General features: G+C 71.5%; 11 protein-coding genes. 3 read left to right on the top strand and 8 right to left on the bottom strand.

Going from position 1 to position 13,233, the window contains the following annotated elements; genetic code table 11:
* Nucleotides 1-74: 74 nt before the first annotated feature.
* Nucleotides 75-1,532, top strand: coding sequence for a catalase (locus ACFYW3_RS01950; RefSeq protein WP_351751471.1), 1,458 nt, complete (start codon nt 75-77; stop codon nt 1,530-1,532).
* Nucleotides 1,533-1,969: 437 nt separating this feature from the next.
* Here ACFYW3_RS01950 and ACFYW3_RS01945 read toward each other — a convergent pair whose 3' ends face one another.
* The 7 genes from ACFYW3_RS01945 to ACFYW3_RS01915 are packed head-to-tail and all read right to left on the bottom strand — an operon-like array spanning nt 1,970 to nt 9,239.
* A complete protein-coding gene (locus ACFYW3_RS01945) occupies nt 1,970-2,773 on the bottom strand; it encodes an ABC transporter ATP-binding protein (protein ID WP_389385257.1) in 804 nt (267 codons plus the stop codon).
* The gene (locus ACFYW3_RS01940) at nt 2,770-3,702 is read right to left on the bottom strand and encodes an ABC transporter ATP-binding protein (RefSeq protein WP_389385256.1); all 933 of its coding nucleotides are present in this window, start codon (nt 3,700-3,702) and stop codon (nt 2,770-2,772) included. The genes ACFYW3_RS01945 and ACFYW3_RS01940 overlap by 4 nt, the downstream gene beginning before the upstream one ends.
* The gene (locus ACFYW3_RS01935; RefSeq protein ID WP_351751435.1) at nt 3,699-4,562 is read right to left on the bottom strand and encodes an ABC transporter permease; all 864 of its coding nucleotides are present in this window, start codon (nt 4,560-4,562) and stop codon (nt 3,699-3,701) included. The genes ACFYW3_RS01940 and ACFYW3_RS01935 overlap by 4 nt, the downstream gene beginning before the upstream one ends.
* Nucleotides 4,559-5,524 (bottom strand): ABC transporter permease, encoded by a 966-nt coding sequence (locus tag ACFYW3_RS01930; RefSeq protein ID WP_351751437.1) that lies wholly within the window; start codon nt 5,522-5,524, stop codon nt 4,559-4,561. The genes ACFYW3_RS01935 and ACFYW3_RS01930 overlap by 4 nt, the downstream gene beginning before the upstream one ends.
* Nucleotides 5,524-7,152, bottom strand: a complete 1,629-nt coding sequence (locus ACFYW3_RS01925) for an ABC transporter substrate-binding protein (RefSeq protein WP_389385255.1) — start codon at nt 7,150-7,152, stop codon at nt 5,524-5,526. The genes ACFYW3_RS01930 and ACFYW3_RS01925 overlap by 1 nt, the downstream gene beginning before the upstream one ends.
* 42 nt (nt 7,153-7,194) lie before the next feature.
* Nucleotides 7,195-8,202 carry a nitrilase-related carbon-nitrogen hydrolase gene (locus ACFYW3_RS01920; protein WP_389385254.1) on the bottom strand — a complete coding sequence of 336 codons (1,008 nt, stop codon included), beginning with the start codon at nt 8,200-8,202 and terminating at the stop codon, nt 7,195-7,197.
* Entirely contained in the window at nt 8,199-9,239 is a 1,041-nt protein-coding gene (locus ACFYW3_RS01915) for an agmatine/peptidylarginine deiminase (RefSeq protein ID WP_389385253.1), read from the bottom strand. The genes ACFYW3_RS01920 and ACFYW3_RS01915 overlap by 4 nt, the downstream gene beginning before the upstream one ends.
* A 228-nt stretch (nt 9,240-9,467) precedes the next feature.
* On the opposite strand from ACFYW3_RS01915, the gene ACFYW3_RS01910 reads away from it, so the two are divergent.
* Nucleotides 9,468-10,052 carry a TetR/AcrR family transcriptional regulator gene (locus tag ACFYW3_RS01910; protein ID WP_351751444.1) on the top strand — a complete coding sequence of 195 codons (585 nt, stop codon included), beginning with the start codon at nt 9,468-9,470 and terminating at the stop codon, nt 10,050-10,052.
* A gap of 216 nt (nt 10,053-10,268) precedes the next feature.
* On the opposite strand, the gene gcl is transcribed toward ACFYW3_RS01910, so the two are convergent.
* A complete protein-coding gene (gene gcl / locus ACFYW3_RS01905) occupies nt 10,269-12,056 on the bottom strand; it encodes a glyoxylate carboligase (protein ID WP_389385252.1) in 1,788 nt (595 codons plus the stop codon).
* 256 nt (nt 12,057-12,312) lie between these two features.
* Here gcl and ACFYW3_RS01900 point away from each other — a divergent pair, with 256 nt between their 5' ends.
* Nucleotides 12,313-13,185, top strand: a complete 873-nt coding sequence (locus ACFYW3_RS01900) for a hypothetical protein (RefSeq protein WP_389385251.1) — start codon at nt 12,313-12,315, stop codon at nt 13,183-13,185.
* Nucleotides 13,186-13,233 lie beyond the last annotated feature (48 nt).

Below are 13,233 nucleotides of genomic sequence, written 5' to 3'. Positions count from 1 at the left end.
TTCACGCCGAAATTAGGCTGTTCCGCATGACGGAAGATGCATTCCGTCAGCAGTTCCCCGTACGGAAGGTCACCATGTCGAAGCGCACGCTGACGACCGAGTCCGGCGCCCCGGTCGCCGACAACCAGAACTCCGCCACCGCCGGCGTCGGTGGCCCGCTCCTGGTCCAGGACCAGCAGCTCCTTGAGAAGCTCGCCCGCTTCAACCGGGAGCGCATCCCGGAGCGTGTGGTGCACGCCCGCGGCTCGGCCGCGTACGGCCACTTCGAGGTGACCGACGACGTCACCGCCTACACCAGCGCCGCGTTCCTGAACACGGTCGGCAAGAAGACCGAGACCTTCCTGCGGTTCTCCACCGTCGCGGACTCCCTCGGTGGCGCGGACGCCGTCCGCGACCCGCGCGGCTTCGCGCTGAAGTTCTACACCGAAGAGGGCAACTACGACCTCGTCGGCAACAACACCCCGGTGTTCTTCATCAAGGACCCGATCAAGTTCCCCGACTTCATCCACTCGCAGAAGCGCGACCCCTTCACGGGCAAGCAGGAGCCGGACAACGTCTGGGACTTCTGGGCGCACGCCCCCGAGGCCACGCACCAGATCACCTGGCTGATGGGCGACCGCGGCATCCCCGCGTCCTACCGCCACATGAACGGCTACGGCTCCCACACCTACCAGTGGACCAACGCCCAGGGCGAGGCCTTCTTCGTCAAGTACCACTTCAAGACCAACCAGGGCGTCCGCAGCCTCTCCAGTGACCAGGCCGCCGAGCTCGTCGGCAAGGACGCGAACTCGCACCAGACCGACCTGCTCCAGGCGATCGAGCGCGGCGTGAACCCGAGCTGGACCCTCTACGTCCAGGTCATGCCGGCCTCCGAGGCCGCGGAGTACCGCTTCAACCCGTTCGACCTCACCAAGGTGTGGCCGCACGGCGACTACCCGCTGCAGCGCGTGGGCCGTCTGGTCCTCGACCGCAACCCGGACAACGTCTTCGCCGAGGTCGAGCAGTCCGCGTTCTCCCCGAACAACTTCGTCCCGGGCATCACCGCCTCGCCGGACAAGATGCTCCAGGGCCGTCTCTTCGCGTACGCCGACGCCCAGCGCTACCGCCTCGGTGTGAACCACACCCTGCTGCCGGTCAACGCCCCGAAGGCGACCACGGCCGACAACTACGGCCGCGACGGCGTCATGGCGCTGCGCAACGGCTCGCGCCACGACAAGAACTACGAGCCCAACTCGTACCAGGGCCCGGCCGAGACCGGTCTGGCGCTCGGCGCCCCGAAGGCCGTCTCCGGCTACACGGGCACCCACGAGGCCCCGGCCCACACCAAGGACGACGACTTCTTCCAGGCCGGTGAGCTCTACCGCCTGATGTCGGAGGCCGAGAAGCAGCGTCTGGTGGCGAACATCGCCGGCGGCCTGTCCCAGGTCACCATCGAGGACGTCATCGAGAAGAACCTGGCTCACTTCCACGCCGCGGACGCCGACTACGGCAAGCGCGTCGAGGAGGCCGTCCGCGCCCTGCGCGACGCCTGAGCCGATTGGCTGTACCGGGGGCCTGACGGGAGGTCATGCCCCTGGTGCTGAGCCCGCACCGCGGACCCGGATGAGGGGTGGTACGCGGTGGGGGCAGGACGAGGACCGTGGCGGGCGTGCGAGCCAGTGCGGTGGTAATGGGTTCCGAGGCCCGTCTCTCGACCTGAGGGAGACGGCGCCGGAGTTCTCGTCGCCGCCCGCCGCGGTCCCAGCCTCTTCCTTCCGTACGGGGGCCACACACGAAGTCCCCTGTACCCGAGGAGGAACACCCTCCCCCATGCTCCGCCCGGCGGTGCGAACGTCCTGTCGCGCCAGCCTCGCACCGTCGGGCGGTCACAGCCGAAGCGCCGGGTCACGGACGGTCCCGTGACCCGGCGCTTTGTCGTGCGCGGGGTGCGTCACCGCCCCGACCGCCCCCCGGCGACCGGGGCCGGCGCTCAGTGGCCCACAGCCGGTCGCCGCCGGGCCGCGATGGCGGCCGGGTCCCAACCGGGGCGGGGCACCGAGTCCAGCAGCAGCCGGGTGTACGCGTGCCCGGGGGCGGACAGCAGCGTGGCCGTCGCGCCCTGTTCGACGATCCGGCCGGACCGCATGACGACCAGCGAGTCGGTCACCGCCCGTACGACGCCCAGGTCGTGGGTGATGAACAGGTACGCGATGTCCGTGCGGGCGCGGATCTCCGCGAGCAGGTTCAGGATCTGCGCCTGCACGGAGACGTCCAGGGCCGCCACCGCCTCGTCCAGCACCAGCACCGCCGGCTCCACCGCCAGCGCCCGCGCGATCGCGACCCGCTGGCGTTGGCCGCCCGACAGCTCGCGCGGTCGGGCCGCCGCCTCCCGCTCGCCGAGGCCCACCTGTTCCATGAGTTCCGCGACCCGGGGCCGGGGATCGCGGTCGGGGAAGTGCAGCCGCAGGGTCTCGCGCACCGCCTCGCCCGCCGGGACCCGGGGGTCCAGCGACAGCAGCGGGTCCTGGAAGACCAGTTGTACCTCGCGGGCCCGGTGCAGTCGGGCGGCCCGGCCGCGCACCGACGGGGCCCGCAGCCGGCCCCGTACGAGGACCTCGCCCGCGTCGGCCCGCTCCAGGCCGGTCACGATCCGGGCCGTGGTGGTCTTGCCCGAACCGGACTCGCCGACGATGCCGAGCGAGCCGCCCGCCGGGACGGAGAAGGAGACCTCGTCGACGGCGCGCAGGGCGCCGTAGGCGCGACCCAGGCCTCGGACTTCCAGTACCGCACTCACGAGAGCACCTCCGCGTGGTGACAGGCCACGCCCGAGCGCGGGGTCGGGATCTCGGCGCCGCACAGGTCGGTGGCGCGGGCGCAGCGCGGGGCGAAGGCGCAGCCGGTGACGGTCGTGCGCAGGTCCGGCGGTCGACCCGCGATCGAGGCGAGGGGTCCGGGGGGCGCGTCGAGGCGGGGGGTCGCCGCGAGGAGCGCCTTCGTGTAGGGGTGCCGGGGGTGTTCGAAGAGGGCGGCGGCCGGGCCGGCCTCCACGATGCGGCCCGCGTACATGACGTGGACCCGGTCGCTGATCGCGGCGGCGAGTTCCAGGTCGTGGGTGACGAACAGGAGCCCGCAGCCCTCGCGTTCCCGCAGCCGGGCGAGGAGGGCGATGGTCTCGGCCTGGGTGGTGGTGTCGAGGGCGGTGGTGGGTTCGTCGGCGAGCAGCAGCCGGGGGCCGGGCAGCAGCGCGGAGGCGATCATGACGCGTTGGAGCATGCCGCCGGACAGTTCGTGGGGGTACTGGCGCAGGACCCGATCGGGCAGGCCGACCGCGTCGAGGAGTTCGGCGAGCCGTCCTTCGGGAACCTTGACGCCCGCGTGCCGCAGCCCCTCGGTGAGGAAGTCGCCGAGGCGACGCAGGGGATTCATCGCCGCGCGCGGGTCCTGGAAGATCATCGAGGCCGTGTGGGAGCGGAGTTCGCGCAGCGCTGCGGGGCTCATCGTCAACACGTCCCGGCCGGCGACCCGCACCGATCCCGAGACCCGCGCGCCGAACGGCAGCAGCCCGAGCGCGGAGCGGGAGGTGAGGGACTTGCCGGAGCCGGACTCGCCGACGAGGGCGACGGTCTCGCCGGCTTCGACGCTCAGGTCGACTCCGGCGAGCACGGGGCGAGGGAAGCCGGGCAGCGTCAGGTGGAGCCCTTCCACTTCGAGTACGGGGCTCATGCGGCGCGCCCCGAGACCCGGTCGGCGAAGCGCTCGCCGACGACGTTGAAGGCGACCACGGTGAGGATCACCGCGAGGCAGGGGGCGAGCGCGGAGAGCGGCGCCCCGTCGAGGATGGCGGACTGGCCGTCGTTGATCATGGCTCCCCAGTCGGGGGTGAGGGGCGGCACGCCGAGGCCGAGGAAGGACAGGGCGGCCAGGTCGAGGAGGGCGTAGCCGAAGTTGACGGTGGACTGGGCGAGGACGACGGGCGCGATGTTCGGCACGAGGTGGCGTACGCAGATCCACGCTCCGGAGAAGCCCTGCACCCGGTACGCCGCGAGGTACGGCTTGCCCACCTCGGACAGCGCGAGGCTGCGGGCGAGCCGGCTGACGAACGGCGTGTACGCGAGGGACAGCGCGACCATCGGGGCGACCAGCCCGCGCCCGTACAGCGAGACGAGCAGCATGGCGAGGAGCAGCCCGGGAAAGGCGAGCAGCAGTTCGCTCGTCCGGGAGAGCAGGGCGTCGACCCAGCCGCCGCGCCAGGCCGCGGTGACGCCGATGACCACCCCGAGGAGGGTCGACAGGACGACGACGCCGAGCGGGCCGAGGAGCGAGGTGCGCGCGCCGACGATCAGGCGGGAGAGGGTGTCGCGGCCGCTGATGTCACCGCCGAGCGGCAGGTGGGGCGTGGGGTTGGCGAGCGAGGCCCCGAAGTCGACGGCGTTCGGGTCGTGCGGCGCCAGCCAGGGGGCGGCCAGCGCGACCAGCACGACCAGAGCGGCGAAGCCGAGGCAGATCCGGTGGAGCCAGGCACCGCCGGCGGCCTTGCGGGCCTTGGTCCGCGCGGCCGCGGGCCGCAGCAGGAGTGCGGTCATTCGGAGCTCCTGGTGCCGAGCCGGACCCGGGGGTCGATGAGCGGGTGGGCGAGGTCGACGGCGAGGTTGACCAGCACGAACAGCGCGATGGTCAGCAGGGAGATCGCCTGGACGACGGGGAAGTCCTTGACGGTCACGGACTTCGCGAGGAACTCGCCGAGCCCGCCGAGGCCGAAGGCGGACTCCACGAGGATCGTGCAGACCATCAGCCCGGAGAGGGCCAGTCCGGCCTGGGTGACGACGGTGCCCAGCGCTCCGCGCAGTACGTGGCGGCGTACGACGGTGCGCTCCGGCACGCCGCGGCTGCGGGCGACGGTGACGTGGTCCTGCGCGAACTGCTCCAGCAGGGAGGCCCTGGTGACGCGTGCGAGCACCCCGACGAAGGGCAGGGCGAGGGCCACGGCGGGCAGGACGAGGTGGTGGAGGGTGTCGAGGAAGCCGTCTCCGCTGCCGAGCACGGGGAACCAGCCGAGCCGGACCGAGAACAGTGACAGGAGCAGGATCGCGGCGATGAAGGACGGGGTGGCGACGGCGACCGAGGTGGTGATCAGGACGGCCTGGTCGGTGCGGCGCCCGCGCACGGCGCCCAACAGGCCGAGCAGCAGTCCGCCCGCGATGACGAGGAAGGCCGACATCCCGATCAGGGCGAGGGTGACGGGCATACGGGAGGCGACCAGGTCGACGACGTCGGAGCGGTACTGGACGGAGGTGCCCAGGTCTCCCGTGACGACACCGCCGAGCCACTTCCCGTACTGGACGAGGAACGGATCGTCGAGGTGGTAGTGGGAGCGGATCGCCTCCAGTGCCTGGGGGCTCGCCCCGCGACCGCCGAGCAGGAAGGTCTCGGGCCTGCCCGGGGCGAGGCGGATGGAGGCGTGGACGAGGAACGAGGCGACGAGGAGGGTGGCGAGGAGTTCGCCGATCCTTCGCAGCAGGAAGCGGACGAGATCGGGTCTCGGCATCACGGGGCCCCCACTTCGGCCGCCCAGGGGGCGTACATGTACGAGATGCCGGTCGGCGCGCCGGTGATCCTCTTGTTGAGGAACATCGGACCGGGGTACTCCGCCACCGGCAGGCACAGGGCCGCGTCGGCGGCCATCCTGGCGAGCCTGGCGGTCAGCACTCCCCGTTTGGCGGGGTCGTACTCGGCCGTCGCCCGGTCGACGAGGGCGTCGTACTCCGGTGAGCTGTAGCCGGCGTAGTTCTCGAACTGGCCGGTGCGGAAGTTGCCGTACATGGCCAGCGGGTCGCTGAGCGACAGGTAGTAGGTGAAGGGGAACAGGTCGAGTCCCTTGCGTGCCTCGGGGTCGGAGAACAGCGCGGTGAAGGCGTCGGGGGCGACGGTGCGGATCTCCATGTCGAGGCCGATGCGGCGGCCCGCGTCCTGGACGGCGGTGGCGAGCAGGGCGACGTCCGGACCGAGCGGGCTGGAGGCGACGGTCACCTTCTTCCCGCGCGCGCCGGCCTCGTCGACGAGGCGTCTCGCCTCGGTCAGGTCCCGCTTGACGGGGGGCAGCGCGGCCAGTTCCCGGGCGACGGGTTCCTCGGGTGTCCCGCGCCAGATGTCCTTGACCACCAGGGAGTTGGTGGGGGTGGCGGCGCCGCGCATCGCACCCTTGGCGAAGCCCTCGCGGTCGAGGGCGAGCATCAGGGCGCGGCGCACCCGTACGTCGGAGAGGGTGCCGCCGAGGTCGGACACGGCGAGGTTGACGGTGGTGAGGCTCCGGCCCTGGTGGACGGTGCCGTTGTCGGCCGCGCGGAAGCGGGAGAGGGACTCCGGGGGTACGGCGAAGGAGCCGTCCACCTCACCGGTGAGCAGGGCGTTGGTGCGGGCGGCGGAGTCGGGCAGGAAGACGAAGTCGACGTGGCCGGCCCTGGCCCGCTTGCCCCGGTAGCCGTCGAAGCGGTCCAGGCGCAGCGAGGCACCCTGCTCCCACTTGCCCAGTGTGAAGGGGCCGGTGCAGTCGAGGCCGCCGTCGGCGGTGCCGAACCTGCGGCCCTGCTCGCGCATGGTGGCGGCGTTGGCGACCGTCCCGGCGGAGTTCGCCATGGCCTGCGGGAAGAGCGCGTCCGGGGACTTGAGGTGCACGGTGACCTGGAGCGGGCCGGTCTTCTCGACGGAGGCGACGTTCTTGAAGTCCTCGACCCAGTACGAGCCGAGTTCGGGGTCGAGGTGCCGGTTCAGGCTGGCCACCGCGTCGTCGGCGGTCAGGGTGGCGCCGGAGTGGAAGCGCACGTTCGGGCGGAGGTCGTAGACCCAGGTGGTGGGGTCGGGGTTGGACGCCTTCTCGGCGAGGCCGGGTTCCACGGTGAGCTGGGGCGTCCAGCGCATCAGGGACTCGCAGACGTTGGCGAGGACGGTGTTCTGCGGGTAGTCGAAGGCGTAGAGGTAGTCGAGCACGGGCGGTTCGGCGTACAGCGCCCAGGTGAACCCGTCGATGTCGCCGCGAGCGGCGGGTGTGGCGGTGGAGAGGTGTATTCCGGTGGTGTCGGCGTCGCCGGCCGGGGCCGCGCAGCCCGCGCCCGTGAGGATCAGGGCGAGGACCGCGGCGGCGGAACCGGCCAGGCGGTGCCGTGAGGGGATCGGCATGCACGCTCCTTGGCGGAGTTTGGCGCTGGGAGGACCTGCTGGTCAGCGGGCCTGCGCGTCGAGGGGCTCGGTGAGCCGGCCGTACAGCTCGGGGCGGCGGGTCTGCATCAGTCCGAAGTCGAGCCAGTCGCGGCGCTGGTCGAGGTCGAGGTCGGCGACGAGCACGGCGGGCCGATCGCGGGGGGCACGCAGCATGACACGGCCGTAGGGGTCGGAGATGAAGGAGGACCCGTAGAAGGTGGAGCGGCCCTCGGTGCCGACCCGATTGGGAACGATCATGAAGAGTGCGTTGGCGAGGCCGTTGGCGCTGATCGCGTGCTCCCACATCGGCCGGGTGTCGAAGTCCGGGAGGTCCACTTCGGAGCCGATGGCGGTCGGGTGGACGAGGATCTCGGCCCCGTGCAGGCCGTAGGCGCGCGCGAGTTCCGGGAACCACTCGTCCCAGCAGGTCGGGAAGCCGAAGCGGGCCCCTTCGAGGAAGGCCACGGGGAAGCCGCTGTCGCCGGGGCGGAAGCAGAGGTCCTCGCGGTAGCCGGGGAAGGCGGGGATGTGGTTCTTGCGGGTGCGGGCGACGAGCTTGCCGGCCGCGTCCACGCAGACCGCCGTGTTGTAGCCGAGTCCGCCGTCCTCGGCGCGCTCGTACAGGGAGGCGTGCACCGTGATGCCGAGTTCCCCGGCGAGTTCGGCGGCCAGGGCGACGGTGGGACCGCCCTCCAGGTCTTCGAGGTGGCGGGCGGCGCCGTCACCCATGGGGTCGTCGGTGTTGCAGAAGTACGGGCTGCGGGTGAGTTCGGGCAGGCACACGACCTTGGCGCCCTCGGCCGCGGCGATGCGCACGCCCTCGCGCAGGCGCTCGTCGTGCTCGTCCTCGTCCGCGTACCAGCGCATCTGTACGAGGCCGACGCGCAGCGGGACTCGCTCGGCGGCCTCCGTACGGGCCGGGGACCCGAGCGGGGAGCCGTCGCTGACGAGGAGTTCGTACCCGGTGGGGGTGCGGGTCGAGGCGGTGGGCTGGTGCGCGGTGGGGGTGCGGGGGGTGTCGGTGCTCATGCGTTCAGGTCCTTCGGGAGTTGCTGGGTGATGCAGTGGATCCCGCCGCCGCCGAACGCGAGGACGGGCGCCGGGACCCCGACCACCTTGCGGCCGGGCAGGGCCTCGGCGAGGACGGCGAGAGCCGCCTCGTCCTCGGGGGTACCGCCCACCGGCACCACACAGCCGCCGTTGGCGAGGTAGAAGTTGAGGTAACAGACCTCGACCGGGTTCCCCTCGACCTCGCCGTGGGTGGTCTGCGGAACGGCGACGACCCGCAGGGCCCGACCGCGGGCGTCGGTGGAGGCCTCCAGGACGGCGAGGTTGGCGCGCATCCGGGCGTGGTCGGGGTGGGCGGGGTCCTCGGGCAGGGAGAGGACCACCGTGCCGGGGGCGACGAAGGCGGCGACGCCGTCGACGTGCCCGTCGGTCTCGGTGTCCTCCAGCCCCCCGTACGGCAGCCAGATGATCTTCTCGACGCCGAGCCGGCGCTTGATCTCGTCCTCGATCTCGGCGCGGCTCATGCGCGGGTTGCGGTTCGGGTGCAACAGGCACTGCTCGGTGGTGATCAGGGTGCCCTCGCCGTCGACGGTGACGGCACCGCCTTCGAGGATCATCGAGGAGTGCGCGCGCGGGATGCCGAGGCGGTCCAGGAGGAGCGAGGCGAGCTTGTCGTCGGCGGTCCAGGGGTAGTGCTTCTCGCCCCAGGCGTTGAAGCGGAAGTCGACGCCCACCCGGTCGCCCTGCTCGTCGTAGGCGAAGATCGGGCCGGAGTCGCGCAGCCAGGAGTCGTCGATCGGCAGCTCGATCACCTCGATGCCGGGATCGTCGCCGAAGACGGCACGGGCCTCGTCCACCGAGTCGGCCGCGGCGATCATGATGACCGGCTCGAAGTCGGCGATGGCACGGGCCACTGTCGCGTACTCGCGCCGCGCCGCCTCGAAGGCCGGCCCCCACAGGGCGGGCCGGGTGGGCCACGCCATCAGGCAGGCCTCGTGCTCGGCCCACTCGGCGGGCATGCGGGGGTACGGCGGGCTCGGCGGACTCAGCGGACTCATGGGAGAGCTCCTTTGGTGCGGGTCGGGCTGGGTGGGGCGGCTTCTGTCCGTGGCTCGGGCGGGTATGCGGCACTTTGTTCGCCTCGTCGACCACCCGAGTGCATCCTGACTGAAATTTCAGTCAGGTGAACAGTGACTGAAAATCCAGTCAGCAACCCCGGTGGGAGCTATGGTGGGACCTGACTGAAAGGTCAGTCAAGAGGTAGGGACCGAAAGGTGCGAACAAGAGTGGCCGACCGCCAATCGTTGATCTTGGAAGCAGCCGTACGCGTGATCGCCCGCAACGGCGTCAGGGGACTGCGCGTCGAGGAGCTGGCGTCCGAGGCCGGGGTGTCCACGGCGCTGATCTATTACCACTTCAAGGACCGGGCCGGCTTGATCCAGCGGACCCTCTCCTTCATCAGCGACCGCGCCACCGGGTACACCGACGAGGCGCTCGACGACTCCGAGGACGCCCGGGGCGTACTGCTCCAGTTGCTGTTGAGCGAGCTCCAGGAGACCACCCGGGTCCGCGAGAACAGCATCGCCTGGGGCGAGTTGCGGGCCAGCGCGATCTTCGACACCGACCTGCGCGAGCCGCTGGCGGATTCCACCCGCTCCTGGAACCGGGACACCGCCGATTCGATCATGGACGCCCAGGTGGCGGGCCTCGCCGACCCCAAGGCCATCCCGCTGGACGTCGCCGAGCGGCTGACGGCGCTGGTGGAGGGGTTGAGCGAGCGCTGGCTCAGCGGTTCGCTGACCCTGGACCGCGCCCGCGACCTGATCACGGGCGCGCTGGACGCGGAACTGGGGCCACATCCCGGGAAGTGACGCGCCGCGCGGGGAGGTGACGCCCCCCGCGAGAGGTGTGACGCGCCGCGAGAGGTGTGACGCGCCGCGCGGGGTCGTTCGGACAGCCTCCGGACCGCCCCGGCGCCCGTACCGCACCCGCGCACCCGGCGACGGGAAGCGAAACGGCCCCCGCCCCTCCGACAGGAGGGACGGGGGCCGTCGGGGTCGTGGCGAGCACGACCCACCGCTTCACGCTCAGACGGTCAGCGGGCGGATCGCGGTCGGGGCGTGGCCCGGCTCGGTCGCGAGCTCCTCGAACTCGGTGACGTCGCTCATGTCGACCGTCTTGCTCATCGAGATGTTGGTGACGCGTTCCAGGATGGCCTCGACGACCACCGGGACGCTGTACTCGGCGGCGAGCTTCTTGGCCTCCTCCAGGGCGGCACCCAGCTCGTTCGGGTCGGTGACCCGGATCGCCTTGCAGCCGAGGCCCTCGACGACCTTGACGTGGTCGACGCCGTAGACGCCCAGCTCGGGGGCGTTGATGTTCTCGAATTCGAGGTTGACCTCGAAGTTGATGCCCAGGCCGCCCTGCGCCTGACGGATCAGACCCAGGTAGGCGTTGTTCACCAGGACGTGGACGTACGGGATCTTGTGCTGCGCGCCGACCGCCAGCTCCTCCAGCATGAACTGGAAGTCGTAGTCGCCGGAGAGGGCGACGACGGGGGTCTGCGGGTCGGCGGTGGCGACACCCAGCGCGGCCGGGATCGTCCAGCCGAGCGGGCCGGCCTGGCCGCAGTTGATCCAGTGGCGCGGCTTGAAGACGTGCAGCATCTGCGCGCCGGCGATCTGGGAGAGACCGATGGTGGTGACGTAGCGGGTCTCCGGTCCGAAGGCCTTGTTCATCTCCTCGTAGACGCGCTGCGGCTTCATGGGGATGTTGTCGAAGTGCGTACGACGCTGGAGCGTGCCCTTGCGCTCCAGGTGCGAGGCGACCCAGGCGCTGAAGTCGGGGAGCTTGCCCTCGGCCTTGAGCTCCTTGGCGACCTCGATGAAGATCTCCAGCGCGGCCTTGGCGTCGGAGGCGATGCCGAGGTCGGGGGCGAAGATCTTGCCGATCTGGGTGGGCTCGATGTCCACGTGGACGAACTTGCGGTCGCCGAGGTACGCGTCGAGGTTGTAGCCGGTGTGACGGTTGGCCCAGCGGTTGCCGATGCCCAGGACGAAGTCCGACTCCAGGAACGTGGCGTTGCCGTAGGGGTGCGAGGTCTGCACGCCGACCATGCCGGCGGCCAGCTCGTGGTCGTCGGGGATGACGCCCCAGCCCATGAGGGTGGAGATGACCGGGACGCCGGTCAGCTCGGCGAACTCGACCAGCAGGTCGGAGGCGTCGGCGTTGATGATGCCGCCACCGGCGACGATCAGCGGACGCTCGGACTCCAGCAGGAACCGGATGGCCTTCTCGGCCTGCTTGCGGGTCGCGGCCGGCTTGTGCACGGCCAGCGGCTCGTACAGGTCGGGGTCGAACTCGATCTCGGTCAGCTGGACGTCGATCGGCAGGTCGATGAGGACCGGGCCCGGACGGCCGGAACGCATCAGGTAGAAGGCCTGCTGGAAGACACCGGGGACCTGCGCGGCCTCCAGGACCGTGGTCGCGGCCTTGGTGACGGGCTTGGCGATCGAGGCGATGTCGACGGCCTGGAAGTCTTCCTTGTGCAGCTTCGCGACCGGGGCCTGACCGGTGATGCACAGGATCGGGATCGAGTCCGCGATGGCCGAGTAGAGGCCGGTGATCATGTCGGTGCCGGCGGGGCCGGACGTACCGATGCAGACGCCGATGTTGCCCGGGGTCGTGCGGGTGTAGCCCTCGGCCATGTGCGAGGCGCCCTCGACGTGCCGGGCGAGGGTGTGGTTGATGCCACCGACGTTCTTGAGCTCGCGGTAGAACGGGTTGATCGCAGCGCCGGGCACGCCGAACGCTTGCGAAACGCCCTCGCGCTTGAGGATCTCCACTGCAGCGGCGGCGGCTGTCATACGAGGCATCGAGTTCTCCTGCGGGTCTGGCGGTCAGGCTTTTCCGTAATCCGGAAGTTTTGTTCTGCTATACGGAACAAGCTAAGCGGCCACTCCGGGGCGCGTCAAGGCGCTCCGACACCCCGGAACCCACCAAAAGCCGCTTCCCGCTCGGTGACTTGTACGAATGACCATGACGCGACGGAAATTCGGGGACGCGCCCGCGCCGACCGTCGCCGGTGGTGGACCATGGACCCACGCACAGCGACGGAGGGGGTCCGGTCTCATGGCGGAAGCGGTACCGGTGCGCTGTCCGACCTGCCGGCGCGAGAACACGTACAGCGCGCCGGTCTTCCCCTGCGCCTGCGGGAGCCCTGTGGTGCCACCGCTGAACCTGGCGGCGCCGGCCGTGCCACTGACCCGTCGCACCTGGTCGGACAGTTGGGTGACGGTCCGCTGCGAGGCCTGCGGGCGGGAGGGCGAGTGGCCGCGCCCGGAGGTGGGGTGCGGCTCGTGCGGGACCGTGGCCCTGGTCCCCGTCCATCCGCCGGACTCCGGGGACCTCGACGCGCCCGACCCCGGCCCCGGGGAGCGGGGCACGTCGGACACGAGGGACGGCGTACGGGCCAACGCGCGCGGGCCCGCGGCGGCGGAGCACCCCCCGGCGGCGGACTCCGGGACACCGACGGGCCTCCCGGCCTCGACGGAATCACCGGCGGCGACGGACGTCACCGCGGCGGACGTCCCGGCGACGGACGTCCCGGCGGCGGATCGGGCGCCGTTCCGGCCGGTGACCATCCGGACGGGCGGGGACGCGGTGGTCACGGCCGCGCTGTACCTGCGCTGGCTCGGCTTCCGTGACGTACGCCGGCCCGACGGGTCGACGGTCCCCTCCGCGGCGGTGGACCTGCGGGCCCCCGGGGTCGTCGCACAGGTGGACCCGACGACGGCGCCGGCCGGCCTGCGGGCGGTGGAGTGCGTGTGGCTGAACGGGCTCACGGCCTCGGCGGCGAGCGTCTACTTCTCCCTCGCCGGGTACACGGCGCAGGCCCGCGAACGCGCGGACCACCTGGGGATACCGCTGTTCATCATGGACTTGACGGGCGTGCCGCAGCCGGTCAACGACCCGGCGGACCGGTTGATCGCGTCGGGAGCCTGAGCCTGCGGCCACCGGGGACGACGCTCGCCGGGGCACGGGCCAGGTGAT

The sequence above is a fragment of the Streptomyces sp. NPDC002602 genome (assembly GCF_042889445.1).
Lineage (GTDB): Bacteria > Actinomycetota > Actinomycetes > Streptomycetales > Streptomycetaceae > Streptomyces.
Note: the sequence above shows the minus strand (reverse complement) of the source record. Positions and strands in the feature narration are given on the sequence as shown.